Here is a 25,394-nt window from a genome sequence, read left to right as displayed (position 1 = left end):
CGACACCGCACCGCACCGCGTCCGACGGCATCGCACCGCGCGCCGTGACGCGTTCACGGCGGAAGCCCGCCCCCTCGACACGAGGGGGCGGGCTTCCGCCGTACCGGCCGTACCGACCGCCGGAACGGGGGCGGTTACCGGTCCGCGAACTTGTCGCTCATCATCGTGTAGAGCTGCTCGGCGCCCTCGCCGAGCCGGGGACCGGCCAGCCAGCCCGAAGTGACCGGCCCGATGGACGTGTTGGAGACGAGCACCGACTTGCCGTCCGCTCCGGTCGCGAACCAGCCGCCGCCGGAGGAACCACCGGGCATGGAGCAGCCGGTGCGCCACATCGTGGGCGTACCGGGGGCGATCGACAGCCGGCCGGCGTCGTCGGCGCACTTGTGCATGATCGGCCCGTCGTACGGCGGGGCCGCCGGGTAACCCCACGCGCCCAGGCTGCCGATGGCACTCGCCTCGGGGGCGTCGAAGTCGACGTCGAGGGCCGCGCCGACCGTCTCCTCCAGTGACTTGCCGCCGTTCTCCGGGGTGACGTGCATGACCGAGTAGTCGTACGCCGCTCCGTCGCCGCCGGTCGGGCCGCCGTCGCCGATCCACTCGTTGGAGGTCGCGACCCAGTCGGCCCAGTACTGCCCGTACGGGGCGATCTCCTGTGGCTGCGCGTTCGACAGCGCGTCGGAGGACTTGCCCGTGTTGTTGTAGGCGGGGACGAACATGATGTTCCGGTACCAGCCGCCGCTCTTGCCCGCGTGCACGCAGTGGCCCGCGGTCCACACCAGGTTGGACCTGCCGGGGTTCTTCGGGTCCTTGACCACGGTGGCCGAGCAGACCATCGAGCCCTGGGGGAGTCGAAGAAGACCTTGCCGACCGGCGCCGCGTGGTCGGTGTACGGCGTCTTCTCCGGCTCGGCCCGCACCGGACGGGGCTCGGGGTCGGTGACGTCCCTGGTCGCCGGAGATGTCACCCGCGGCGAGGGTCTTCGTCGGCGACTTCGCCGTCTTCATCCGCTCGGGCTTTCACAGGTCCTTGATGACCGGGTTGACGAAGTCCTTCGCGCTGCGCAGTCACTTGTCCTTCTCCCAGTTCTTCCACCCACCGTCCTTCCACTTCTCCGGGTCGACACCGTGCTTCTTGAGCCGGTCGGCCAGATCCGCGGATATCTCCCCGCCGGCTTTGTCGGCGGCGGGAGTTGAGGCGGCGGCCTTGTCGGCCGCCTTGTCTGCCGCTCCGTCCTCGCTCGCACCGCCGCAGGCCGTCAGCGTCAGCGCGAGGGCCCTGGCGAGGCCGGTGGCAGCCAGCAACGGACGTATCGATCGCATGAAAACCGTTCCCCTGAAAGTAGGTGTGCTACTTGTCATGAACGTGTCATGTAGAAGGTGGGTCTTCAGGTGGGCCGTCTTGCGGTACCCGTACCCTGTGCCGCGCTTTTCTGGGATCGCCGAGTCGGTGTACCGGTGGGCGCGGTGGGTGGTCGGCCGTGCCCACCGGGACGGCCGACCACCCACCGGGTCGGTCCTACTGGCCGGCGTACTTCTCGCTGACCGCGTCGTAGATGCCCTTGGCCTCGTCACCGAGACGCGGGCCCGCGAGCCAGCCCGCGGTCACCGGGCCGATCGAGGTGTTCGACACCAGGGCGGGCTTACCGTCCTGGCCGTTCGCGATCCAGCCGCCCCCGGACGAACCGCCGGTCATCGTGCAGCCGATGCGGTGCATCGTCGGGTCCTGGGCGTTGATGGACAGCCGACCCGGCTTGTCGCCGCACTGGAAGAGCTTCTGGCCGTCGAACGGCGGCGCCGCCGGATAGCCGGTCGCCGTCATCGAATCGATCTCCGGCGTGGCCGGCGCGTTGAAGTCGACGGGCAGCGCGGCGCCGACGGTCTCCTCCAGCGACTTGCCGTCACTACCCTTCTCGGGTGTCACATGGATCACCGCGAAGTCGAACGGGGCACCCAGGCCGCCGGTCGCCGCTCCCTCGGAGATCCACTCCTGAGAGGTCTGCGCCCACTCGCCCCACCAGATGCCGTGCGGGGCGATCTGCTCCTTGGAGGCGCTCTCCAGTTCGGAGATCGACATGTCGCTGTTGTTGTACGACGGGACGAAGGCGATGTTCCGGTACCAGCCGCCGCTCTTGCCCGCGTGCACGCAATGGCCCGCCGTCCAGACCATGTTGGACTTGCCGGGGTTGGCCGGGTCCTTCACCACGGTCGCCGAGCAGACCATCGAGCCTTCGGGCCCGTCGAAGAACAGCTTGCCCGCCTCGGGCACGTCACCGTTGTACGGCGCGTTCACCGCCGTCGCCTCCACCGGCTGCGGAGTCGGGTCGGTGACACCCGAGTCGCCGGAGATGTCCTCCTCCTCCACCGGCTTGGCGGGCTCTTCGGCGTCCCGCATCCGGTCCGGGTCCCAGAGATCCTCGATGATCGGGTTGACGTAGTCCCGTGCTTCACGGAGCCACTTGTCCTTGTCCCAGTTCTTCCATTCGCCGTCCTTCCACTTGTCCAGGTCGATGCCGCGGTCCTTGAGGCGGTCCTGGAGATCGGCCGGGATGGTGATCTTGTCGCGGGACGACTCGCTCGACGAACCGCTCGGCTTGTCGCCCGCGTTCGTCTCCTCGGTGGGTCCGCAGGCGGTGGCTGTCAGTGCCAGCGCAGCCGTCAGGGAGGCGACCGCGACAGCGGGAGAACGCCGCCGCGCGCTCCTCGCACGGCGAGTGGTGAACGGTGGGCGAATGGCTCGCATGTCGGGATCCCCCTGGGACTTCGGAACTGTTCTGAACTGCTGGATCAACGTGATTGAACCGGACGAATCGACCCGGTCGTGGTGGCCGGAGACGGAAGTCGGCCTCCACTATGCCGGTGCCGTTGGGGACGGCGGACGGCAGGGCCGTGGTTCCGCCGTCGAAGGATCTTCCGCACGGCCGTGATCCCGGGCGCTTGCCGTCGTTGGTACCTACGGGGGACTCGACGCCGAGGTTCACCACGTGCGCGCCGCAGCGTCGACCCGCCGCGTCGACGTGTGACGTATCCGTTCCCGCGGGAGGACCGACAGCCGTGGCCGTGACCGAACTTCCTCCCGGGCCGGGGACGAGCGCCGCCGTGACGACCACCGGAAAGACCACCGGACAGCGACCGCACCGGCGCACCGACCCGGTCCCCTCACCAGGAAGTCCTCCCGTGAACGCCACCCCCACCCCCGACGCACCCGAGATCATCGGCCGTCCCGCGACGCAGGCCCCCGGACCGACCGACCCGCACGACCCGGCGACGGCCGGGGCCGTGTCGACCGGCGCGCCCACGGTGCCCCGCCAACTGCCCTCGGGCGCGGCGGACGCGGACTCCCGTACACCGGGCACCCCCGCCGCGGGTCCCGCCGCCGCCTCGACGGCGGCCGATCAACTCGACCATCTCGACGACCCGGACCCGCGGCGGGCTGCGGACGCCGCGTCCGTGGAGAACCTGCTGCGCTGCTGGATCAGGGAGGGCAACGTCCCCCGGCCGGACCGGAACACCCTCAGGATCCCGCTCGACGCGAGCGGTACCGCCCTGCTCGTCCCCGTGCGCTACTGGTCGGCCACCGGCTGGCACCGCTTCGGCCTGCCCCTCCTGGAGAGCGCGGGACCTCACTCCCCGGCCGCCGACGCCGTCACCGTCGCCGCGCTCCTCGGCCGCGAGTCGGGCCAGAGCCAGGGCGCCGAACTGGTCGCCAGAGTCGCCGACTCCGCCCGCCGCACGGCCGACTTCCTCGCCGACCGACGAAGAGCCCCCGGCCCCACCGGCACCGACCTTTTCCTCACCGCCGAACAGTCCCTCCTCCTCGGCCACCCCCTCCACCCCACACCCAAGAGCCGCGAAGGGCTCTCCGACACCGAACACCGTCACTTCGCACCCGAACTGCGCGGCTCCTTCCCCCTCCACTGGATGGCCGTCGACCGGTCCGTGCTCGCCACCGACTCGGCCTGGACCGAGCAGGGCCGCGCCGTCCACGCGGAGCAGCTCACCACCCGTCTCGCCGGAGACCTGGCCCTCCCCGATCACGCCGTGCCACTGCCTCTCCACCCCTGGCAGGCACGCGAGTTGACGCACCGCCCCGCCGTACGCGCGCTCCTCGACGCCGGCCTGCTCCACGATCTCGGGCCGCACGGCGACCCCTGGCACCCCACCTCCTCGGTCCGGACGGTGCACCGGACCGGCGCACCCGCCATGCTCAAGCTGTCCCTCGGCGTACGCATCACCAACTCCCGTCGCGAGAACCTTCGCAAGGAACTTCACCGAGGCGTCGAGGTCCACCGGCTGCTGCGCGGCGGCCTAGCCCAGCAGTGGCGCGCCGTACATCCCGGCTTCGACATCGTGCGCGACCCCGCCTGGCTCGCGGTCGACGGTCCGGACGGCGAACCGGTCGCCGGGCTCGACGTGATGCTGCGCCACAACCCGTTCCGCCCCGACAACGACGCCGTCTGCGTCGCCGGACTCGTCACCCCGCGCCCATGGCCCGGCCGTCCCGGCATGCACTCCCGCCTCGCCGACATCGTGGCCCACCTCGTCGCCCGCACGGGCCGGTCCACCGGCGCGGTCGCCGCGGAGTGGTTCCTGCGCTATCTGGACCACGTCGTACGCCCGGTGCTCTGGCTCGACGCCACGGCCGGCGTCGCCCTGGAAGCCCACCAGCAGAACACTCTGGTGGTCCTGGACCCCGACGGCTGGCCCGTCGGCGGTCGCTACCGCGACAACCAGGGCTACTACTTCCGCGAATCCCACCGGGACGCGCTCGACCGCCGTCTCCCCGGTATCGGCCGGATCAGCGACACCTTCGTGCCCGACGACATCACCGACGAGCGCTTCGCGTACTACCTGGGCATCAACAACGTCTTCGGTCTGATCGGGGCGTTCGGCTCCCAGCGCCTCGCCGACGAACGCGTACTCCTCGCCGCCTGCCGCCAGTTCCTTGCCCGTGCCGCGGTGCTCGGCTCACCCCTGCCCCGCCAGCTGCTGGAGGCGAGCACCTTGCGCTGCAAGGCCAATCTGCTCACCCGACTGCACGGCCTGGACGAACTCGTCGGCCCGGTCGACACCCAGTCCGTCTACGTCTCCATCGCCAACCCCCTTCGCCATTGATCGCACCCGCCCGCCCGAACTGCCCAGAGGAGACCATCGGCGTGCCTCCCAGCGACGCGAGCACCGACACCGGAGCGGGCCCCGGGCCGCAGCTCGTCGCGGGCGCCGAGGACACCCTCGACCTGCGGCTGACCGATGATCTCGTCGCGCTGTTGGCGGACGTGGAGCCGGTGGCGGCCGACGCCCCGCCGCCGGCCGACACCCGCGAGTCCGCCCTGCTCGATTCCCCCGCCGGGTGGGGCGCGGCCGGCACAGCCGCCGGTGTCTTCCAGCTCGTCCCCGTAAAGCCGGAGCGCGATCTGGCCCTCATCAGCCGCTGGATGAACGACCCCGCCGTAGCCGCCTTCTGGGAGCTCGCGGGTCCCGAAGCCGTCACCGCCGACCATCTGCGCGCGCAATTGCGCGGCGACGGACGCAGCGTCCCCTGCCTGGGAGTGCTCGGCGGTTTCCCCATGAGTTATTGGGAGATCTACCGCGCCGATCTCGATCCTCTTGCCCGTCATTACCCCGCCCGTCCCCATGACACCGGACTCCATCTCCTCATCGGCGGTGTGGCCGACCGCAGCCGCGGTCTCGGCACCACCCTCCTCAGAGCCGTCTCCAACCTCGTCCTCGACCACCGGCCGCGGTGCGGCCGGGTCATCGCCGAACCGGACCTGCGCAACACCCCCTCCGTCTCCGCCTTCCTCGGCGCCGGCTTCCGCTTCTCCGCGGAGGTCGACCTTCCCCGTAAACGAGCCGCCCTCATGATCCGCGAACGAGCCCTGCGAGACCGGCTGTGAACGACCCGCTGCTTTCCATACACCGCACGATCCACATCGGTTCCGTCCCGAGGAGTCCCCGTGCCGACATCCCCGACCACCCGCGCCTCCGCCACCACCAACAGTCCTCCCACCACCAACAACGCCACCACCACTCGCCCTGACACCCCCGACACCCCCGGCGACCCCACCGCCCCCGCGCCGCTCTTCACCCCGCCCGAGCTGACCCCGCAGCTCTGGACCGGAGCCGCCACCCGCCTCCTCGCGAAACTCCTCGGTGAATTCGCGTACGAGGAGATCATCGAGCCCGTCGCACGGACCACCGGCCGCGGCGAGGCACCCGGCCGCTACACCCTCGCGCTCGACGACGGCGCCCCCCTCACCTTCGCCGCCCGACGCGGCGCCTACGGCAGCTGGCACGTCGACCCTCACTCCGTCGAGCGCGCCGGACAGCCCTTCCGGGACCCCCTCCGCTTCCTCGTACTCGCGCGCCGACTCCTCGCGATCGACGGCGCCACCCTCGGCCATCTCGTCCACGAACTGAACGCCACCCTCGTCGCCGACGTGAGGATCGACGGCACCGCGCTCACCTCGGCCCAACTCGCCGACCTCGACTACGCCGACCTCGAAGGCCACCAGACCGGCCACCCCTGGCTCATACTCAACAAGGGCCGCATAGGTTTCTCCGCCACCGACGCCACCCGCTGGGCACCCGAGTCCCGTACCCCGTCCCGACTCCCCTGGATAGCGGTCAGCACATCCCTCGCCGCCTACCGTGGCGTCCCCTCCCTCGCCTCTCCCGGGCGCCTCTACGGCTGCGAGCTCGACCCCGCGACCCGCGACGGCTTCGCCTCCGCGCTCCGCTCCCGGGGCCTAGACCCCGACGCGTACCTCTATCTCCCCGTACATCCCTGGCAGTGGGACGAAGTGCTCCTGCCGCTCTACGCCGCCGAGATCGCCGGCGGCGCGATCGTCCCGCTTCCCACCGACGGCGACGCCAGACTGCCGCAGCAGTCCATCCGTACGTTCCTCAACACCACCCGGCCGGACCGGCACACGGTGAAACTGTCGCTGTCCATCCTCAACACCCTCGTCTGGCGCGGTCTGCCCACCGAACGCACGCTGGCCGCCCCGGCCGTCACCGCCTGGATGCGCGGGCTGTACGAGTCGGACCCCTTCCTCCGCGACGAGTGCGGAGTGATCCTGCTCGGGGAAGTGGCGTCGGTGACGGTGACCCACCCGCTCTACGACCACCTTCCCGAGGTCCCGTACCAGTACAGGGAACTCCTCGGCGCGATCTGGCGCGAACCCCTCCCGGCCAGACTCGCCCCCGGCGAACGCGCCCGGACCCTCGCCTCCCTCCTGCACACCGATCAGCAGGGCCGGGCGTTCACCGCCGAACTCGTCGAACGGTCCGGGCTCCCGGCAGAGGTCTGGCTCCGAAGGCTCTTCGCCGCGCTGCTGCCGCCTCTGCTGCGCTTCCTCTACCGCTACGGCACCGTCTTCTCCCCGCACGGGGAGAACGCCGTCGTCGTCTTCGACGAGAACGACGTGCCCGTCCGCCTCGCGATCAAGGACTTCGTGGACGACGTGAACATCAGTGCCCAGCCGCTGCCGGAACACCAGGCGATGCCACAGGAGGTCAGGGACATCCTCCTCACCGAAGAGCCGGTCTTCCTGATCCAGTTCATCCACTCCGGGCTCTTCGTCGGCGTCTTCCGCTTCCTCGCACCGCTGTGCCAGGAACAGCTCGACGTACCGGAGCGGACGTTCTGGTCACTCGTACGGGCCGAAATCCAGCGCCACCAGGCCCGGTTCCCCGAACTCCAGGACCGCTTCGAGACATTCGACCTGCTCACGCCCCGTATCGCGCGGCTCTGTCTCAACCGCAACCGGCTGCATCTCGACGGATACCGCGACCGCGCGGACCGCCCGCACGCCGCCGTGCACGGGACGGTGCCCAATCCACTCGCCCTGCCGGCGGACGGTACGAGCGGGACGTGACGATCGTTGTCAGTGGTGAGCCGTAGGGTGGTCGGGCTATGACGAAGCCATCTCTCTCCGAACTCCTCCATGCCGCCGTCACCGCTGTCGGCGGTGTGGAACGACCAGGCCAAGGCACCATGGCCGAGGCCGTCGCGGAGGTCATCGACGACAACTCCCATCTGCTCGTGCAGGCCGGCACCGGCACCGGAAAGTCACTCGGCTATCTGGTACCGGCGCTGGCGCACGGCGAGCGTGTCGTGGTGGCCACCGCGACCCTGGCCCTCCAGCGGCAGCTTGTGGAGCGTGACCTTCCGCGTACGGTCGACGCGCTGAGCCCCCTGCTGGGGCGGCGGCCCGAGTACGCCATGCTCAAGGGCCGCTCCAACTACCTCTGTCTGCACCGCCTCAACGAGGGCGTGCCGCAGGAAGAGGAGGACGGGCTCTTCGACCAGTTCGAGGCGGCGGCGCCCACGAGCAAGCTCGGCAAGGACCTGCTGCGGATGCGGGACTGGGCGGACGAGACCGAGACCGGCGACCGCGACAACCTCACGCCGGGTGTCTCCGACCGGGCCTGGGCGCAGATCTCCGTGTCGTCCCGTGAGTGCCTGGGCGCGACGAAGTGTGCCTACGGCGCCGAGTGCTTCGCGGAGATGGCGCGCGAGCGGGCCAAGCTCGCCGATGTCGTGATCACCAACCACGCGCTGCTGGCCATCGACGCCATCGAGGGCGCGCCCGTCGTCCCGCAGCACGAGGTGCTGATCGTCGACGAGGCCCACGAGCTGGTGTCGCGGGTGACCGGGGTCGCCACCGGCGAACTCACTCCCGGCCAGGTCAACCGCGCGGTGCGCCGTGCGGCCAAGCTGGTCAACGAGAAGGCGGCCGACTCCCTCCAGACGGCCGCCGAGACCTTCGAACGGCTGATGGAGCTGGCGCTCCCCGGCCGGCTCGAAGAGATTCCCGAAGACCTCGGCTACGCGCTGATGGCGCTGCGTGACGCCGCGCGCACGGTGATCTCGGCGATGGGTGCCACCCGCGACAAGTCCGTCCAGGACGAGGACGCCGTACGCAAACAGGCTCTCGCGGCCGTCGAATCCATCCACAGCGTCGCCGAGCGGATCGCCAACGGCAGCGAGTGGGACGTGGTCTGGTACGAACGCCACGACCGGTTCGGCGCGTCTCTGCGCGTCGCTCCGCTCTCCGTGTCCGGCCTGCTGCGGGAGAAGCTCTTCAACGAGCGCTCGGTGGTCCTGACCTCTGCCACGCTCAAGCTCGGCGGCGACTTCAACGGCGTCGGCGCGTCGCTGGGCCTGGCCCCGGAGGGGACGGAGGGGGAAGACGTCCCGCAGTGGAAGGGCATCGACGTCGGCTCGCCCTTCGACTATCCCAAGCAGGGAATTCTCTATGTCGCGCGCCATCTCTCGCCGCCCGGCCGGGAGGGTTCGCGCGGCGACATGATGGACGAGCTGACGGAGCTGGTCGAGGCCGCGGGCGGCCGTACGCTCGGACTGTTCTCCTCCATGCGAGCCGCCCAGGCAGCCGCCGAGGAGCTGCGCGGCAGGCTCGACACGCCGATCCTCCTCCAAGGAGAGGAAACACTCGGTGAGTTGATCAAGGCCTTCGCGGCCGACCCCGCGACATGCCTGTTCGGCACGCTCTCGCTCTGGCAGGGAGTGGATGTCCCCGGACCGAGTTCCCAGCTGGTGGTGATGGACCGGATCCCGTTCCCGCGTCCCGACGATCCACTGATGAGCGCGCGTCAGAAAGCGGTGGAGGAGGCCGGCGGCAATGGCTTCATGGCCGTGGCGGCCACGCATGCCGCCCTGCTGATGGCTCAGGGCGCAGGCCGGCTGGTGCGGGCCTCCGGGGACCGCGGTGTCGTGGCCGTACTTGACCCCCGGCTGGCGAACGCGCGGTACGGCAGCTATCTGCGGGCCTCGATGCCCGATTTCTGGTACACGACGGACCGCAACCAGGCTCGCCGTTCGCTGGCCGCGATCGACGCGCGGGCCAAGTCGGAGGGCCGGTAGCGGAGTCTGACGGCCTGTCGCACGGCGAGGGGCCAAGCCGGACGGCACCGGCCGAAACAGTCGCGGCGGATCCGACGCCGCGGGTGGGTACAGCGAGGCCCCGGGACCGGCGCAGTAGGTCCCGGGGCCGGCCTGAGCCGGCGAGCCCTCACACCCGCCGCAGGACCGCCACAACCTTGCCGAGGATCGTCGCGTCGTCGCCGGGAATCGGCTGGTACGCCGCGTTGTGCGGGAGCAGCCACACATGGCCGTCCTCGCGCCGGAAGCGCTTGACGGTGGCTTCGCCGTCCAGCATCGCGGCCACGATGTCCCCGTTCTCGGCCACCGGCTGACGGCGGACCGTCACCCAGTCGCCGTCGCAGATCGCGGCTTCGATCATCGAGTCGCCGACGACCTTCAGGACGAACAGCTCGCCGTCACCCACCAGTTGGCGGGGCAGCGGGAACACGTCCTCGACGGACTCCTCGGCGAGGATCGGCCCGCCTGCCGCGATCCGGCCGATCAACGGCACGTACGACGCGGCGGGTTTGCCGGTCGTGTCCGTCTGCTGGGTGCTCGGCTGGTCGGAGCCCCGGACCTCGTACGCCCTCGGCCGGTGCGGGTCCCTGCGGAGGAATCCCTTGCGCTCCAGAGCCATCAACTGATGGGCGACGGAGGATGTGCTGGACAGGCCGACGGCCTGGCCGATCTCGCGCATCGACGGCGGATATCCCCGCCGCTGCACGGAGTCGCGGATGACTTCGATGACCCGTCGCTGCCGGTCCGTGAGACCGGAGCTGTCCGCCCGGATTCCAGGAGGTCGGCCGGGCAGCGAGCGAGTGGGCTTTACGCCCTCCGGATTCGTGGCTGCTTCATTCATGGCATGCACCGGCTCGAGTCGGCTCTGGGAGCGGTCCTGGGCGGTAATGATGGCGCTGTCTGCGGTGGTGGTCACGTCGGCCCCTCTCGAAATGTTCTCCCTAGCTGGACAACGGTAGTTGCTTTCGAAAGGTTGCGCCAAACACACGTTCGAGTGAAAATCCCCGGAAGCGCTGACGTGGCAATATCAGGGGTGTATGTGGCGCGTATTCGGCGCCCTCCGCACGGGTTGTCCATGGCTCATCTACCGGCCGTCCACGGCTCTTTGCGGTAATCCTCACCGCTGTCCCGGCGCGCGCCGGCGGCGCCAGTGTCTCACCGGGCAGCCCGGAATCGCGGCACCTTCCGGGCTCCCGTACTCTCGTGCCGGGCCTTGTCGCACCGGGTGCCGTACGGCCGTCGATCCGTCGGCCACCGCGACACGCGCAACCGCTCCGAAGCGTGCGCGATCCCCACATGTAGTGGTTGGATTGTCTCAGTCGCCCAGAAGTAGTGGTCCCGGGTCTTTCCTGGGAGAGGCCATCGCCTATGCTGGAGACCGCTTCGTACGGCCCGTCCAGGGCTCGTCGAGGCTTGTCAGTCGTGCTGTGAAGGAGGGTCGGAAGCCATGCACTGTCCCTTCTGCAGGCACCCCGACAGCCGTGTCGTCGACAGTCGCACCACCGACGACGGGACGTCCATCCGACGCCGCCGTCAGTGCCCCGACTGCTCACGCCGTTTCACGACGGTGGAGACCGCCTCGCTGATGGTGATCAAGCGCAGCGGAGTCACGGAACCTTTCAGCCGTACGAAGGTCATCTCCGGCGTCCGCAAGGCATGCCAGGGACGGCCGGTCACCGAGGACGCTCTCGCCCAACTCGGCCAGCGGGTCGAGGAGGCGCTGCGCGCCACCGGCAGCGCCGAACTGACCACCCATGACGTAGGGCTGGCCATACTCGGCCCCTTGCAGGAGCTCGACCTCGTCGCGTACCTGCGCTTCGCATCCGTATACAGGGCGTTCGACTCGCCCGAAGACTTCGAGGCCGCCGTGGCGGAGCTCCGCACGCGGCCTCCTACCGAGGAAGGCGTGCCCGGCGCGACCTCCGAGGTTCCCGAGCCCGTCACCGCTGCCGACTGACCGGACACCGGTAGCGGCACCGGCCACCGTCACCGACCGACTTCTCGGTCGGTGTCGGCCGATCGGTCATCGATCGATCACCGACCTATCGCGACAGCTCTGCGACCGATCACTGTCGATCGGGCGCCCAGCGGCGATGAGACCAGCCACGAGCGCCCCGAGCGGCGCCCGAGGCATCGGACACATCACTGTGCCATGGGAAGAACGTGGCACTTCAGGGCGTTTTCGCCTGTATATGGGAGGCGGCATGACAGAGACGGCGAGCGGTCCGACGGCACGAGGTTCCCGGAGCAAGGGAGCCAAGACCGGCAAGGGCCTGCGTATCGAGCGAATCCACACGACCCCCGGCGTGCATCCGTACGACGAGGTGGTCTGGGAACGCCGGGACGTCGTCATGACCAATTGGCGCGACGGCTCGGTCAACTTCGACCAGCGTGGCGTCGAGTTCCCCGGCTTCTGGTCGGTGAACGCGGTCAACATCGTCACCAGCAAGTACTTCCGCGGGGCTGTCGGCACGCCCCAGCGCGAGACGAGCCTCAAGCAGCTCATCGACCGGATCGTGAAGACGTACCGCAAGGCGGGCGAGGAGAACGCCTACTTCGCCTCACCCGCGGACGCGGAGATCTTCGAGCACGAGCTGGCGTACGCCCTCCTGCACCAGATTTTCAGCTTCAACTCGCCGGTGTGGTTCAACGTGGGCACGCCCCAGCCCCAGCAGGTCTCGGCCTGCTTCATCCTGGCGGTCGACGACTCCATGGAGTCGATCCTCGACTGGTACAAGGAAGAGGGCATGATCTTCAAGGGCGGCTCCGGCGCCGGCCTGAACCTCTCGCGGATCCGTTCTTCCAAGGAGCTTCTCTCCTCGGGCGGCAACGCCTCGGGTCCCGTCTCCTTCATGCGCGGTGCCGACGCCTCCGCCGGGACGATCAAGTCCGGCGGCGCCACCCGCCGTGCGGCCAAGATGGTCATCCTCGACGTCGACCACCCCGACATCGAGAACTTCATCGAGACCAAGGTGAAGGAAGAGGAGAAGATCCGCGCCCTGCGTGACGCGGGCTTCGACATGGACCTGGGCGGCGACGACATCACGTCCGTCCAGTACCAGAACGCCAACAACTCGGTCCGCGTGAACGACGAGTTCATGAAAGCCGTCGAGGCGGGCGGCAAGTTCGGGCTGCGCGCCCGTATGACCGGCGACGTCATCGAAGAGGTCGAGGCGAAGTCCCTCTTCCGCAAGATGGCCGAGGCGGCGTGGGCCTGTGCCGACCCCGGAATTCAGTACGACGACACGATCAACCAGTGGCACACCTGCCCGGAATCCGGCCGGATCAACGGCTCGAACCCGTGCAGCGAGTACATGCACCTGGACAACACGTCGTGCAATCTCGCCTCGTTGAACCTCATGAAGTTCCTCAAGGACGACAGCAAGGGAAACCAGTCCTTCGAGATCGAGCGTTTCTCCAAGGTCGTCGAACTCGTCATCACGGCGATGGACATCTCCATCTGCTTCGCCGACTTCCCCACCCAGAAGATCGGCGAGAACACCCGCGCCTTCCGTCAGCTGGGCATCGGCTACGCCAACCTGGGCGCCCTGCTGATGGCGACGGGCCACGCGTACGACAGTGACGGCGGACGCGCGCTCGCCGGCGCCATCACCTCGCTGATGACGAGTACGTCCTACAAGCGTTCCGCCGAACTGGCGGCGGTCGTCGGCCCGTACGACGGATACGCCCGCAACGCCGAGCCGCACCAGCGCGTCATGAAGCAGCACGCGGACGCCAACGGCGCGGCCGTGCACGTCGACGACCTGGACGGCCCCATCTGGGCCGCGGCCACGGAGGCATGGCAGGACGTCATCCGTCTCGGCGCCAAGAACGGCTTCCGCAACGCGCAGGCCTCGGTCATCGCGCCCACCGGCACCATCGGTCTCGCGATGTCCTGCGACACCACCGGCCTCGAACCCGACCTCGCGCTGGTCAAGTTCAAGAAGCTGGTCGGCGGCGGCTCGATGCAGATCGTCAACGGCACGGTGCCGCAGGCCCTGCGCCGCCTGGGCTACCAGGAGGAGCAGATCGAGGCGGTCGTCGCCCATATCGCCGAGAACGGCAATGTGATCGACGCGCCCGGTCTGAAGCCCGAGCACTACTCGGTCTTCGACTGCGCCATGGGTGAGCGGTCCATCTCCGCGATGGGCCACGTCCGGATGATGGCGGCGATCCAGCCGTGGATCTCCGGCGCGCTCTCCAAGACGGTGAACCTGCCGGAGACGGCCACCGTCGAGGACGTCGAAGAGGTCTACTTCAAGGCGTGGCAGCTCGGCGTCAAGGCGCTGGCCATCTACCGCGACAACTGCAAGGTCGGCCAGCCGCTCTCCGCGAAGAAGAAGGAGCAGGTCGCCGAGAAGGCCGAGGACACCATCCGCCAGGCGGTGGAGAAGGTCGTCGAGTACCGTCCGGTCCGGATGCGCCTGCCCAAGGGCCGTCCCGGTATCACCACCTCCTTCACGGTGGGCGGCGCCGAGGGCTACATGACGGCGAACTCCTACCCGGACGACGGGCTCGGCGAGGTCTTCCTGAAGATGTCCAAGCAGGGGTCGACCCTCGCGGGCATGATGGACGCCTTCTCGATCGCGGTGTCGGTGGGACTTCAGTACGGCGTCCCGCTGGAGACGTACGTCTCGAAGTTCACCAACATGCGCTTCGAGCCGGCCGGCATGACGGACGACCCGGACGTGCGGCTCGCGCAGTCGATCGTGGACTACATCTTCCGGCGCCTCGCGCTGGACTTCCTCCCGTTCGAGACGCGTTCGGCCCTCGGTATCCACTCGGCCGACGAGCGTCAGCGTCATCTGGAGACCGGCTCGTACGAGCCGTCCCTGGACGACGAGGACGCAATGGATGTCGAGAGCCTGGCGCAGTCGGCTCCGCGCCATGTGGAGCCGCTGAAGTCGGTGGGCCCGACCGCGACGTCGGCGGCGGAGACGCCGGCTCCCAAGCAGGCGCACACCTCGGCGGAGCTCGTCGAGATGCAACTCGGCATCAGCGCCGACGCGCCGCTGTGCTTCTCGTGCGGCACGAAGATGCAGCGGGCCGGGTCCTGCTACATCTGCGAGGGCTGCGGGTCCACGAGCGGTTGCAGCTGACCTCGGGTGACCTCGGGCGGGAGTGAGTCCTGGTCCGGGGCGCAGGTCCTGAGGGGAGGGGCGTCGGCATCATGCCGGCGCCCCTCCCCGTGTTCCCAGGGTCGGGGCCAGACCGCTTCCTGGCGCTGGTGCGCGGTATCAGGCCGGCGGGCGGTATCAGGTCGGACGACCCGGCGGCCCCGGCGGGGTTGTCGCCGTCACACCCCGCCCATCTGCTCCGTGAACTCCTGCGGGTCGGCGTCGAATCCCCGGACGGCCGGGCGGAAGTACCATGTCCCCGACTCGTCCCGCGTGAACTCGGCGATCGTCGCCGCCGTGGCCCCCGAGACATCGGTGAAGTCGCTCGTCATCAGCTCGGCGAGGCCCTCAAGGACGCGGACGCCCGCACCCGATATGTCGGCGAAGGCCCGTCGGCCCTCGCGCTGCTGGATGACGACCCCCACGACCACGCGCGTGTAGTCCGCGCCCAGTCGGTCGAGCTCCAGTGTCATCACCTCGTCGGACCCGAATCCCTGGCCCGTCCGGCTCTCCCTCTCCAGGATGATCGTCCCGTCCGGCGAGCGGCTGTCGAAGTGCACCAGATAGGTCGGCCTGTCGCTCGGCGCGTCCGACGTGTACGTCGCGGCCACGATGTCCAGGTCGTGCGGCGGCCGGCCCAGCGGGCTCGGATCCCACTTGAGGGTGACCTCGACCTTTTCGACGCCCCTGTTGAGACTGCTGCTCACCGGTCATCCCTCCGTACGTCCAATACCTCTGCGTGCAAGGCTAGTCCGCCGGACCGACAACACACCCCCCGTACCGACCAGTTGAGTCGACTTGGCCACGACTCGCCACGAGCGTCGTCCGGCGGGCCACCGGCCCGCACCCCGGTCAGACCGGGCTGCCCGGAGCGTGACCTGGGCCACGTTCGGCCCCGTACGATGGCGCGGTGCTGGTCAAGTGGATTCGCTGCACGGTGACGGACCGACGTGGTTTCGAACGGGGGCAGCGGAAATGGGCGGGGCTGCTCGGTGAGCCGGGATTCCGGGGACAGGGCGGGGGGTGGAGCAGGGGGCGGCCGGGTGTGGCGCACGTCTTCGCGTTCTGGGAGAGCCGGGCCTTCTACGACTCCTTCATGGCGCGCTCGCACGACCGATTGGCCGCCGCGCAGTCGGGGACGTTCAGGGACGCCCAGGCCAAGCTGTTCGACTACCGCTTCGATGTGAAGACGGGTTTCGAGCCGCGGTTCACGGACGCGGACGTGGTCCGGATCGCGCACTGCAAGGTGCACGAGGACCGTGTCGAGCACTTCGCGCTGATGCAGGAGAAGGTGTGGAATCCGGCGATGGCCGGTTCACCGGGGATGGTGCGCGGGGTGTTCGGGGAAGCGCCGGGCAACGAGTTCCTGGTGCTGTCGATGTGGCAGTCGGCCGCCGAGCACGGCAAGTACCGCATCGAGCGGGTGGAACGGCTGACGCTGCGCGCCCAGACCGCCGCGGACGTGGCGGCGCTGGCGGGCGACGTCGTCCAGCTCGAAGCGGGCTGGACCGTATGACGGCGGGGCGGTGCGGGCGGTGTCGGCGGTGCGGGCGGTGCGACGGCGGGCGGCGGGGCGGTCGCGAGATGTCCGGGGCTGCCCGCGGGGTCTGTGGGGCATGCGTGGCACGTGGGGCGTACGCGACGCGTGCGGTGGGGGTCGCCACCAGGCTCTAGGGTCGACCCATGGTGAGACCGCGGCGCATCGTCCTCGTCCGGCACGGCGAGTCCGAGGGCAATGCCGATGACACGGTGTACGAACGTGAGCCCGACCATGCCCTGGCGCTCACCGAGGGCGGCTGGCGCCAGGCCGAGGAGACGGGCGCGCGGCTGCGCGAGGTGTTCGGCCGCGAGCGGGTCAGCGTGTACGTGTCGCCGTACCGCCGCACCCATGAGACGTTCCGCGCCTTCGGCCTCGACCCGGAGCTGGTCCGGGTGCGCGAGGAGCCCCGGCTGCGCGAACAGGACTGGGGCAACTGGCAGGACCACGAGGACGTGCGGCTCCAGAAGGCGTACCGCGACGCATACGGGCACTTCTTCTACCGCTTCGCCCAGGGCGAGTCCGGCGCCGACGTGTACGACCGGGTCGGCGCCTTCCTGGAGAGTCTGCACCGGAGCTTCGAGGCGGCCGACCATCCCGCGAACGTGCTGCTCATCACCCACGGCCTGACCATGCGGCTCTTCTGCATGCGCTGGTTCCACTGGTCCGTCGCCGAGTTCGAGTCGCTGTCCAATCCTCGCAACGGGGAGTCGCGGACGCTGCTGCTCGGTGCCGACGGGCGGTACACGCTGGACCGGCCGTTCGAGCGCTGGCGAACCCCGGAGCCGTACGGCCGCACCGGTTAGAGTGAAGGGGCGATGACCGTTGACACCACACCTCCTCCGCTCGACCCGCCTCCGTCCGACCCGCCCTTCAGGCGCGCCCTGGCCAGCCTGCGCGGGCTGTCCGTGGGGGACGCGCTCGGCTCACAGTTCTTCGTCCCCGTGAACTATCCGCTGCTGAAGCGGCGCGAAACGCCGCCCGGCCCGTGGCAGTGGACGGACGACGCCGAGATGGCCACCTCGGTCCTGGCCGTCCTCGCCGTGCACGGACGCGTCGACCAGGACGCGCTCGCCCACTCCTTCGCCACCCATCACGACTTCGACCGCGGCTACGGCCCCGCCGTGAACCGCATGCTCCGGCTGGTCCGGGAGGGCGGCGACTGGCGGGAACTGGCCGCCGGACTCTTCAACGGACAGGGCTCCTGGGGCAACGGCGCCGCCATGCGTATCGCCCCGCTCGGCGCCTGGTACGCCGACGACCCGGAGCAGGCCACGCACCAGGCCGAGATCTCCGCGTACACGACGCATCAGCACCGCGAGGCCGTGGCGGGTGCGATGGCGGTGGCCGCCGCGACCGCCATCGCCGCCGGACCCGCGGGACCCCCCGCCCCGAAGGACCTGCTCGACGGCGTCATCGCGCTCGTGCCTCGCAGCGCCGTGGGAGCCGGGCTGCGCCGGGCGCGGGACATGCTCGACTACGACGACGCCGGTACGGTCGCCGCGGTACTCGGCAGCGGACGGCGTACGACGGCGCACGACACCGTCCCGTTCGCGCTCTGGTCGGCGGCGCGCTCGCTCGGCGACTTCGAGCGGGCCTTCTGGACCACGGCACAGGTGGGCGGGGACGTCGACACGAACTGCGCCATCGTCGGGGGAGTGGTGGCCGCGGTGAGCGCCGGCGCACCACCGGTGCGGTGGGTGGAGCAGACGGAGGCGCTGCCCGACTGGCTGCCGGCCGGACCGCGGTGAGGACAGCGCCCCCTTGGTGAGGACGTCGCCTCCTTAGGAGGCCGCGCACCCCAGGAATCTTCCAGGGACCTTCCGGGGAGGCGCGCCCGCCGTGACTGTCACGGTCCCGCCACAGACTCGCTCCGGAAGTGGCGGCTCCGCCACGTGACGCTAGCCTCGGCCCATGCCGCCTCGTTGATCATCGACGGGCGTGCGCCTACGTGAGCCCGGGATCCCACGCGCCGACCTGTTGCCGTGCGCATGGCACCGGGCGGTGAGGGGGGTCCGTGTCAGACACACCGTCGCATTCGAGTGAGGCACCGGAGCCGGCGACGGCTGGCGAGCCGAATCCGGATTCGTCGCGTAAGAGGGAGCCGCAGCGGTCGCAGCCGCCGTCGCGCGCAGCCGCTCCTGAGGAAGAGGAAGACGTACAGGACGCGGTGCCGCGCCCGCGCGCCGTACCGGCGCACACGGGTGCTCCAGCGGGCGCCGGAGCACCGACGCACACCCGGGCCGCGCCCCGTGGACCCGCGCCGACGCACACCGGGCGGCCGCCGCGCCCGCCGGGCCAGCCGCGTCCGTCGCACGCGACCACCTGGCAGCAGTGGCAGCCGACCCAGCACGAACCCCCCGTCTGGATCGGCGAGATCAGCTCTGACGAGCCCGCCCGCATCCGCGTCGCCACCCTGTGGTGCGTCGCTCTCACGGGTCTGCTCAGCGCGCTGCTGCTCGGCGACGGGCTCGGGCTCAACCTGCTGATCGTGAGCGTGCCCGCCGCGCTCGCCGCGTACTTCGCCGCGCGTGAGGCCGGCCGCCGGCTGCGCCCGTGGACCCTGGTCTGGGCCGTCGGCGGCCTCGCGCTGCTCTCCGTCCCCGCACTGCGCGACGCCGGCTGGCCGACGTTCCTCGCCGTGGCGTCAGCGCTGGCACTCGGTTCGCTCGCCCTGCACGGCTGCCGCACCTGGCTCGGCGTCGTCCTGGGCCCGCTGGGGCTGTTCGGCTCGCTCGGCACGGGCCTGTTCTGGGGCGTGCGGGGCGTGCGCGAGCGCGCCGAGGGCTCGCGCGGCCGGTGGGCACCCGTCCTGCGGACGGTGGCGGTCGCCGTCGTGCTGCTGATCGTGTTCGGCGCGCTCTTCGCGAGCGCCGACGCCGCCTTCGCCGATCTGCTCGGAGGGCTGACACCCGATGTATCGGTCGCGGACGGTCCGTGGCGCACACTGCTGTTCGTGCTCGGTGTCGTCGGGGCGCTGGCCGCCGCGCACACGGCGGCGGCGCCGCTGCGCTGGGACCGGATCACGGTCCGGCCCGGGGCCGTACGCGGCCGGGCCGAGTGGGCGCTGCCGCTGATCGTGCTCAACCTGCTCTTCGCCGTGTTCATCGGCGTGCAGCTCACAGTGCTGTTCGGCGGCTACGACAAGGTCCTGAGCGAAACGGGCCTCACCTACTCCGAATACGCCACACAGGGTTTCTGGCAGCTGCTCGGCGCCACCCTCCTCACCCTGCTCGTGATCGGTCTCGCGCGCCGCTGGGCGCCGCGCGACGGTGCCCGTGACCGCCTTCTCGTGAACGCCGTGCTCGGCGTTCTGTGCGCCCTCACGCTGGTCGTCGTCGCGTCCGCGCTGCGCCGCATGGACCTGTACGTCGACGCGTACGGGCTGACACGGCTGCGCGTCTCGGTGGCGGCGATGGAGCTGTGGCTGGGGCTCGTGATCGTCCTGATCATGGCCGCCGGCGCCTTCGGCGGGCGCTGGCTGCCGCGTGCCGTCGCGGTCAGCGGTGCGGCGGGCGTGCTGATCTTCGGGCTGATCTCGCCGGACGCGCTCGTCGCCGAGCGCAACATCGAGCGCTACGAGGCCTCCGAGAAGATCGACATCAACTACTTCCAGCAGCTCTCCGCCGACGCCGTACCGGCGCTCGACACGCTTCCCGAGCCGTTGCGCTCCTGCGCCCTGGAGGGCATCGAGCGCGACCTGGATGGCTCGGACGAGCCGTGGTACGCGACCAGTTGGGGCGAGTCGCGGGCGAGGGAGATCCTCGACAAGCGGCCGATCGATCCTCAGTGGGAGGCGTGCTCGACGATGAGCGGGCCGAACGATTCGAGCGGCGAACGCGACTCGTACGACGACGGGCGTACCGGCGACGGCCTCTGACGGACGCGGCGCCCGGCGCCGCCCCCGGCCCTTCCACCGCACCGGACCGGAGCGTCCGCCGACTCCGCCTCCGTACGTACGGGACGTCCTCCCCCGTGGGACGTCCCGTACGCCTCCTACGCCACCGGCCCGGCGGCGCCCGCCCTGCCGCTGAGGGCTTCCATGTCGCTCTTGCGTACCCGTACCACCAGCGTCGCCGTCAACAGCGCGAGGACCACCATGCCCACGGCGGCCGTGAACGCGGTCGAGATGCCCTGTGTCAGCACCTCGTGGCCCCAGCGTCCCGGCATCTCGTGGGTCGCGGCGAACTGCGCCTTCTCGGCCGGTGTCGCCTCGGCCATGAACGACGGCAGCTGCTTCTCCGCCTCGTCGCGGCCGGCCGTACCGAAGACCGTGACCAGGATGGACAGCCCCAGCGAACCGCCCACCTGCTGGCTCGCGTTGAGCAGCCCCGACGCGGCGCCCGCCTCGTGCTGCGCGACCCCGGAGACCGCCGTCAGCGTGAGGGTCACGAAGTTGAGCCCCATGCCGAAGCCGAAGAGCACCATCGGACCGAGGACGCCGCTCAGATACGAGCTCTCCGGAGTGATCAGCGTCTGCCAGAAGAGGCCCAGGCCGGTGATGGTCGAGCCGATGACCATGAACGGCTTCGGGCCGAGTACCGGCAGCAACCGCTGCGACAGCGCCGCCCCCAGGCCGATCGCGAGGGTCACGGGCAGGAACGCGAGGCCCGACTGGATCGGGCTGTAGTCGAGCACGTTCTGTACGAACAGGACGATGAAGAAGAACATCCCGAACATGGCCGCGGCCAGGCTCAGCATGATGACGTAGGTGCCCGAACGGTTCCGGTCGGCGAACATCCTGAGCGGGATGATCGGTTCCTTCGCCCGCGACTCGACGACGCCGAACGCGGCGAGCAGGATGACGGCCGTCGCGAACGATCCGATCGTGAGCGAGTCGCGCCAGCCCTCTTCCGAGGCCCGGATGAATCCGTAGACGAGCGAGGTCATGCCCAGGGTGGACGTCGCGGCGCCCGAGATGTCGAATCGGCCGGGGTGGCGCTTGGACTCGGTGATGTACATCGGTGTCAGGACGGCGATCAGCACACCGATCGGTACGTTGACGAAGAACACCCAGCGCCAGTCGAGCCACTCGGTGAGCATCCCGCCGGCCAGCAGGCCGAGCGCGCCACCGCCCGCCGAGACGGCGGCGAAGACTCCGAAGGCCCTGTTCCGGGCCGGTCCTTCGGGGAAGGTCGTGGTGATGAGGGCGAGCGCGGTGGGCGAGGCGATCGCGCCGCCGATCCCCTGGAGCGCGCGGGCGGCGAGGAGTTGCCAGGGCTCCTGGGCGAAACCGCCCAGGAGTGAGGCGAGGGTGAAGACCAGGATGCCGGTCATGAAGACGCGGCGCCGGCCGAGGATGTCGCCCGCGCGGCCGCCGAGGAGCAGCAGGCCGCCGAAGGTGAGCGTGTAGGCGCTCAGCACCCAGGAGAGGTCGGTGGTCGAGAAACTGAGCGCGTCCTGGATGTGTGGGAGCGCGATGTTCACAATCGTCGCGTCGAGTACCACCATGAGTTGGCAGGCCGCGATGACGGCCAGCGCGATTCCGGGTCGTCCTTCCCGGCGGGCCGCACCCGGCTCGCGTTCGGCTTCGAGTTGAGAGGTTGTCACTACGAGTCCCCCAAGTGAATTAGTGAACGTATGCGTTCACTGTGTTGTTCACGGTAGTGAGTCCCCGTCAGTGAACGCAACCGTTCACTGAAGCTGCCGTTTGAATTCTTCGCCTCATGGAGATCTGCTGATGGTTACTTCACGCTCGGCGGCCACCGCTCGGCCGCGGACGGTGGTGTCGCGGCGTCGCGGGCCGGTACTGGAACGTGCGATCCTCGACGCCGCGTTGGAGCAGTTGAGCACGGTCGGCTGGAACGGCCTGACGATGGAGGGCGTCGCCGCCGGGGCACAGACCGGCAAGGCCGCGGTCTACCGGCGCTGGCCATCCAAGGAGGATCTCGTCGCCGACGCCCTGGCGGCGGGGCTTTCCTCCCTCGAAGACACCCCCGATCTCGGCGGAATCCGCGACGACCTCTACGCGTTGACCCGGCTGGTCCGGGACGCGATGTACTCCCGGCCGGGGTTCGCGCTCCGCGCGGTCCTGCACGAGTGCGATCCGTCGTCCTCCGCTCGTTTCCACGCACTGATCATGAATCGGGTGGTCGAGCCGTCGGCCGACCTGTTCGAGGCGGTCGTGCGTCGGGGTGTCCGGCGGGGCGATGTGCGGCCCGACGCCACCGGCGCGCTGGTCTTCGACCTCATCCCGGCCGTGCTGATGTACCGGTCGAAGGTGCGCGGCAGTGAATGGCCCGACGAGGAGATCGCACGGCTCATCGACGAGGTCATGCTGCCGTTGCTCCGGTTGCCCGCGCGCTGAACCGGGGTGCCTGTCCAGAGCCGCCGGGTGCGGGGCGCAGGGTTCGGCCCCGGGTCCGGCCCTGGGTTCCGGGCGTCGTACGGCCGTGCGTCGAGGGCGTGTTGGGGGTGGGCGGCGTGTCGGGCCGACGGGCCGCGCCGGCGGTGACGTACGGGCGGGGGGCCCGGGGTGTCGCGCGGGGGAGCGGCGGCGTAACCTGGCTGGTGCCATGCCGTACGAACCACCCACCCACGCCGTAGAGCGATCGCTCCGCGCCACCACCGGTGCCAAGATCATCGCTGGTGTCGACGAGGTCGGACGCGGGGCGTGGGCGGGGCCGGTGACCGTCTGCGCGGCCGTCACGGGTCTGCGCCGGCCCCCCCTCGGACTCACCGACTCCAAGCTGATCACTCCCAAGCGCCGTGCCGACATGGCGCTGGAGCTTCAGTCGTGGGTGACCTCGCACGCCATCGGGCACGCCTCTCCGGAGGAGATCGACGACCACGGGATGACCGCTGCGCTCCGGCTCGCCGCCGAACGCGCCCTGGACGCGCTCCCGGTGCGGCCCGACGCGGTGATCCTCGACGGCAAGCACGACTACCTCGGCAAACCCTGGCGGGTCCGGACGGTCATCAAGGGCGACATCTCGTGTGTCTCGGTGGCCGCCGCGTCGGTGCTTGCCAAGGTGCGCAGGGACTCGATGATGGCCGAACTGGGCGCCACGTCCGGGGAATGCGAAGGCTTCGCCTTCCACGCCAACGCCGGATATCCCTCGCCGGTGCACAAGGCGGCGCTGGCAGAACGGGGGCCGACCTCGCACCACCGGCTCTCGTGGTCCTATCTCGACGCGCTGCCCCGGTGGCGCCATCTCAAGAAGGTCCGTATCTCCGCCGAGGCGGAGCTGCGGGAGAGCGAGGGCCAGCTCGGCTTCGACTTCTGACCCGAACGACCTGACGTGACCGGCCTGTCCGGTTTCTGACGGATACGGCCTGTGCATCGCCCCGGCCGTACTCGGCAAGCGAAACGTATGGGCACAGATGTGCCCACCCGCCGGTGACTTGCGCGCCGGCGTTTGATAGACATCCACTCATGCCTCTCACCCCCGAGGAGCCTCAGATTCACGAGAGCGCCCAGGGTCCCCGCGCCACTCCGGCCACCGGCCGCACCGCGTCGACCCCTCGTCCCGTACCTGGTCCGCGTCCCGTTCCCGGGCCGCGGTCCGCGGCCACACCGCGTCCCGGACAGCCGGGTCACGGTCCCGCGAGGCCCGCGCCGCCGGAGCGCTCGCAGGTCCCCGCCGGACGGCCCGCCGCCGTCACGCCGGAGACCCGTCCCGAACCTCAGATCCAGCTGATCCCCGCCTCGGCGGACGGCGCGCTGGACGCCGCCGAGGAAGCCGTTGACCTGCTGCTCGACTCCGGTCGCGCGCCGGGCGACATCCTCGTTCTCACCACGGGCGAACAGCACCCGTGGGCCACGCACGAACTGTCCTTCGGTGAGAACTCCTACTGGGACCAGCACGACACGGGCGAGGACGTCTTCTTCGCCGACGCCTCGGCCGTGGACCGCGCGAAGGCGCGGCCCGTGGTCGTCGTCGCGCTCAACGGCGGTGACGACGACGCCGTCGCGCGTGCACTGCCGACGGCACGGGAGCGGGCCGTCGCGCTGCTCGTCGTGTGCGGTGACCCGCAGCGCGTCAACTCCGTGCTCGGCGCGGGCGTCTGACACGGACTCCACCAGGTCGAGCGGCACGGCTTCCGTGCCGCTCGACCGCGCGGTCCGCCTGGGTCGGGCGGTCGGTGCGCCCGGCACGTACGGCATCCTTTGTGTCGTACGCGCCTGAGGGCGTGCGCCGCACCCGCGGACGCGACGGGTCAGCGGGCCGCCGCGCGCCGCGACGCCTCCACCGCGCCACTGCCGGAACGCAACGGCGAGGGAGCGGATTCGGACACCGTCTCGGCGAGATCCTCGGGCGCCGACTCGGAGTTGGGCCGACGCCCGCCGCGAACCTCGCCCAGCACCTGCCAGCCGCCACGCGTCAACGTGATGTACGCGCCGCAGCGCAGGCCGTGCAGTGTGCAGGCGTCCCGCAGCCCCCACATCCAGGCCCCGTCCTCCTCCGTCCAGCGCTCGTCGCCGTCGCGGCAGTAGAGGAGCACGGCGGTGCGCACCGGCGTACGGCGGCGCAGATCGTGCGGGATGACCCGGCGCAGGTGCGCCAGCAGCGCGTTTCGGAACTCCCAGCCGTCCACCGGGGCCGCTCGCGGGGCGAACGAGGCGCTGGCGGCGAGACGTTCCTCGTGGTCGAGGACGGCGACGACGGCGGTCGCAGGCTTCGGCCGGTGCCGGGAGTGCAGACCGCTGACGACCTCGCGGGGGTTACGGAGCAGAGGTATCCCGGCCGCCGCCCATTCGGCCGGCTCCAGCATCCTGGCGAGGCGGGTGACGGAATCGGCTGTCGTGATCGATGAGGCTGCGGACGGAGCGAATCCGAAGGTCACGTTCCTCCCTTCGCATACGCGCCCACAGTGCGGGCAGGGTCGGGTGAGGC

General features: G+C 70.3%; 18 protein-coding genes and 1 pseudogene. 13 read left to right on the top strand and 6 right to left on the bottom strand.

Annotated elements, in window-relative coordinates; all coding sequences use genetic code 11:
- Nucleotides 1–134 precede the first annotated feature (134 nt).
- Nucleotides 135–1,319: pseudogene (locus tag OG700_RS08090) on the bottom strand (trypsin-like serine peptidase).
- Between the two features lie 196 nt (nucleotides 1,320–1,515).
- The gene (locus OG700_RS08085) at nucleotides 1,516–2,739 is read right to left on the bottom strand and encodes a trypsin-like serine peptidase (RefSeq protein WP_405611063.1); all 1,224 of its coding nucleotides are present in this window, start codon (nucleotides 2,737–2,739) and stop codon (nucleotides 1,516–1,518) included.
- 434 nt (nucleotides 2,740–3,173) lie between these two features.
- Here OG700_RS08085 and OG700_RS08080 point away from each other — a divergent pair, with 434 nt between their 5' ends.
- The 4 genes from OG700_RS08080 (at nucleotide 3,174) to OG700_RS08065 (ending at nucleotide 9,885) form a co-directional block, all read left to right on the top strand.
- Nucleotides 3,174–5,111: an IucA/IucC family protein gene (locus tag OG700_RS08080; RefSeq protein WP_405611060.1), complete on the top strand. Its 1,938-nt coding sequence runs from the start codon at nucleotides 3,174–3,176 to the stop codon at nucleotides 5,109–5,111.
- Nucleotides 5,112–5,152: 41 nt separating this feature from the next.
- A complete protein-coding gene (locus OG700_RS08075; RefSeq protein ID WP_405611057.1) occupies nucleotides 5,153–5,893 on the top strand; it encodes a GNAT family N-acetyltransferase in 741 nt (246 codons plus the stop codon).
- A gap of 201 nt (nucleotides 5,894–6,094) precedes the next feature.
- Entirely contained in the window at nucleotides 6,095–7,876 is a 1,782-nt protein-coding gene (locus tag OG700_RS08070; RefSeq protein ID WP_405621522.1) for an IucA/IucC family protein, read from the top strand.
- A 38-nt stretch (nucleotides 7,877–7,914) separates the two neighbouring features.
- A complete protein-coding gene (locus OG700_RS08065) occupies nucleotides 7,915–9,885 on the top strand; it encodes an ATP-dependent DNA helicase (RefSeq protein ID WP_405611054.1) in 1,971 nt (656 codons plus the stop codon).
- Between the two features lie 148 nt (nucleotides 9,886–10,033).
- On the opposite strand, the gene lexA is transcribed toward OG700_RS08065, so the two are convergent.
- Entirely contained in the window at nucleotides 10,034–10,819 is a 786-nt protein-coding gene (gene lexA / locus OG700_RS08060; RefSeq protein WP_405611051.1) for a transcriptional repressor LexA, read from the bottom strand.
- A gap of 531 nt (nucleotides 10,820–11,350) precedes the next feature.
- Here lexA and nrdR point away from each other — a divergent pair.
- Entirely contained in the window at nucleotides 11,351–11,860 is a 510-nt protein-coding gene (gene nrdR, locus OG700_RS08055; protein WP_405611048.1) for a transcriptional regulator NrdR, read from the top strand.
- Between the two features lie 247 nt (nucleotides 11,861–12,107).
- The gene (locus tag OG700_RS08050; protein ID WP_405611045.1) at nucleotides 12,108–15,002 is read left to right on the top strand and encodes a vitamin B12-dependent ribonucleotide reductase; all 2,895 of its coding nucleotides are present in this window, start codon (nucleotides 12,108–12,110) and stop codon (nucleotides 15,000–15,002) included.
- Nucleotides 15,003–15,199: 197 nt separating this feature from the next.
- Here OG700_RS08050 and OG700_RS08045 read toward each other — a convergent pair whose 3' ends face one another.
- Entirely contained in the window at nucleotides 15,200–15,727 is a 528-nt protein-coding gene (locus OG700_RS08045) for a TerD family protein (RefSeq protein WP_405611042.1), read from the bottom strand.
- Between the two features lie 203 nt (nucleotides 15,728–15,930).
- On the opposite strand from OG700_RS08045, the gene OG700_RS08040 reads away from it, so the two are divergent.
- From OG700_RS08040 to OG700_RS08025, 4 genes are all read left to right on the top strand, one after another.
- Nucleotides 15,931–16,536: a YdbC family protein gene (locus OG700_RS08040; RefSeq protein WP_405611039.1), complete on the top strand. Its 606-nt coding sequence runs from the start codon at nucleotides 15,931–15,933 to the stop codon at nucleotides 16,534–16,536.
- Between the two features lie 167 nt (nucleotides 16,537–16,703).
- Nucleotides 16,704–17,363, top strand: coding sequence for a histidine phosphatase family protein (locus OG700_RS08035; protein WP_405611036.1), 660 nt, complete (start codon nucleotides 16,704–16,706; stop codon nucleotides 17,361–17,363).
- Between the two features lie 12 nt (nucleotides 17,364–17,375).
- The gene (locus tag OG700_RS08030; protein WP_405611033.1) at nucleotides 17,376–18,308 is read left to right on the top strand and encodes an ADP-ribosylglycohydrolase family protein; all 933 of its coding nucleotides are present in this window, start codon (nucleotides 17,376–17,378) and stop codon (nucleotides 18,306–18,308) included.
- 266 nt (nucleotides 18,309–18,574) lie between these two features.
- On the top strand, nucleotides 18,575–20,437 hold the full coding sequence (locus tag OG700_RS08025; protein WP_405611030.1) for a DUF4153 domain-containing protein: 1,863 nt from the start codon (nucleotides 18,575–18,577) through the stop codon (nucleotides 20,435–20,437).
- Between the two features lie 116 nt (nucleotides 20,438–20,553).
- Here the strand turns inward: OG700_RS08025 and OG700_RS08020 are convergent, their stop codons facing one another.
- The gene (locus OG700_RS08020; protein ID WP_405611027.1) at nucleotides 20,554–22,107 is read right to left on the bottom strand and encodes an MFS transporter; all 1,554 of its coding nucleotides are present in this window, start codon (nucleotides 22,105–22,107) and stop codon (nucleotides 20,554–20,556) included.
- A 130-nt stretch (nucleotides 22,108–22,237) separates the two neighbouring features.
- Between OG700_RS08020 and OG700_RS08015 the strand changes: the two genes are divergently transcribed.
- From OG700_RS08015 to OG700_RS08005, 3 genes are all read left to right on the top strand, one after another.
- Entirely contained in the window at nucleotides 22,238–22,864 is a 627-nt protein-coding gene (locus tag OG700_RS08015; protein WP_405611024.1) for a TetR/AcrR family transcriptional regulator, read from the top strand.
- Nucleotides 22,865–23,072: 208 nt separating this feature from the next.
- Nucleotides 23,073–23,783, top strand: coding sequence for a ribonuclease HII (locus OG700_RS08010; RefSeq protein ID WP_405611021.1), 711 nt, complete (start codon nucleotides 23,073–23,075; stop codon nucleotides 23,781–23,783).
- 149 nt (nucleotides 23,784–23,932) lie between these two features.
- Complete coding sequence (locus OG700_RS08005) at nucleotides 23,933–24,568, top strand: hypothetical protein (RefSeq protein WP_405611018.1); 636 nt, start codon at nucleotides 23,933–23,935, stop codon at nucleotides 24,566–24,568.
- Nucleotides 24,569–24,717: 149 nt separating this feature from the next.
- Here OG700_RS08005 and OG700_RS08000 read toward each other — a convergent pair whose 3' ends face one another.
- Nucleotides 24,718–25,344, bottom strand: a complete 627-nt coding sequence (locus tag OG700_RS08000) for a hypothetical protein (RefSeq protein ID WP_405611015.1) — start codon at nucleotides 25,342–25,344, stop codon at nucleotides 24,718–24,720.
- Between the last annotated feature and the right edge of the window lie 50 nt (nucleotides 25,345–25,394).

Source organism: Streptomyces sp. NBC_01508, from assembly GCF_045040315.1.
Taxonomy (GTDB): Bacteria; Actinomycetota; Actinomycetes; order Streptomycetales; family Streptomycetaceae; genus Streptomyces.
This window is presented reverse-complemented; position numbering and strand designations above follow the sequence as displayed.

What these genes read in the sequence shown, in the direction of transcription:
- OG700_RS08085 (WP_405611063.1), bottom strand. Translation starts at nt 2,739, where the DNA reads ATGCGAGCCATTCGCCCACCGTTCACCACTCGCCGTGCGAGGAGCGCG.
- OG700_RS08065 (WP_405611054.1), top strand. Translation starts at nt 7,915, where the DNA reads ATGACGAAGCCATCTCTCTCCGAACTCCTCCATGCCGCCGTCACCGCT.
- nrdR (WP_405611048.1), top strand. Translation starts at nt 11,351, where the DNA reads ATGCACTGTCCCTTCTGCAGGCACCCCGACAGCCGTGTCGTCGACAGT.
- OG700_RS08050 (WP_405611045.1), top strand. Translation starts at nt 12,108, where the DNA reads ATGACAGAGACGGCGAGCGGTCCGACGGCACGAGGTTCCCGGAGCAAG.
- OG700_RS08035 (WP_405611036.1), top strand. Translation starts at nt 16,704, where the DNA reads ATGGTGAGACCGCGGCGCATCGTCCTCGTCCGGCACGGCGAGTCCGAG.
- OG700_RS08030 (WP_405611033.1), top strand. Translation starts at nt 17,376, where the DNA reads ATGACCGTTGACACCACACCTCCTCCGCTCGACCCGCCTCCGTCCGAC.
- OG700_RS08015 (WP_405611024.1), top strand. Translation starts at nt 22,238, where the DNA reads ATGGTTACTTCACGCTCGGCGGCCACCGCTCGGCCGCGGACGGTGGTG.
- OG700_RS08010 (WP_405611021.1), top strand. Translation starts at nt 23,073, where the DNA reads ATGCCGTACGAACCACCCACCCACGCCGTAGAGCGATCGCTCCGCGCC.
- OG700_RS08005 (WP_405611018.1), top strand. Translation starts at nt 23,933, where the DNA reads ATGCCTCTCACCCCCGAGGAGCCTCAGATTCACGAGAGCGCCCAGGGT.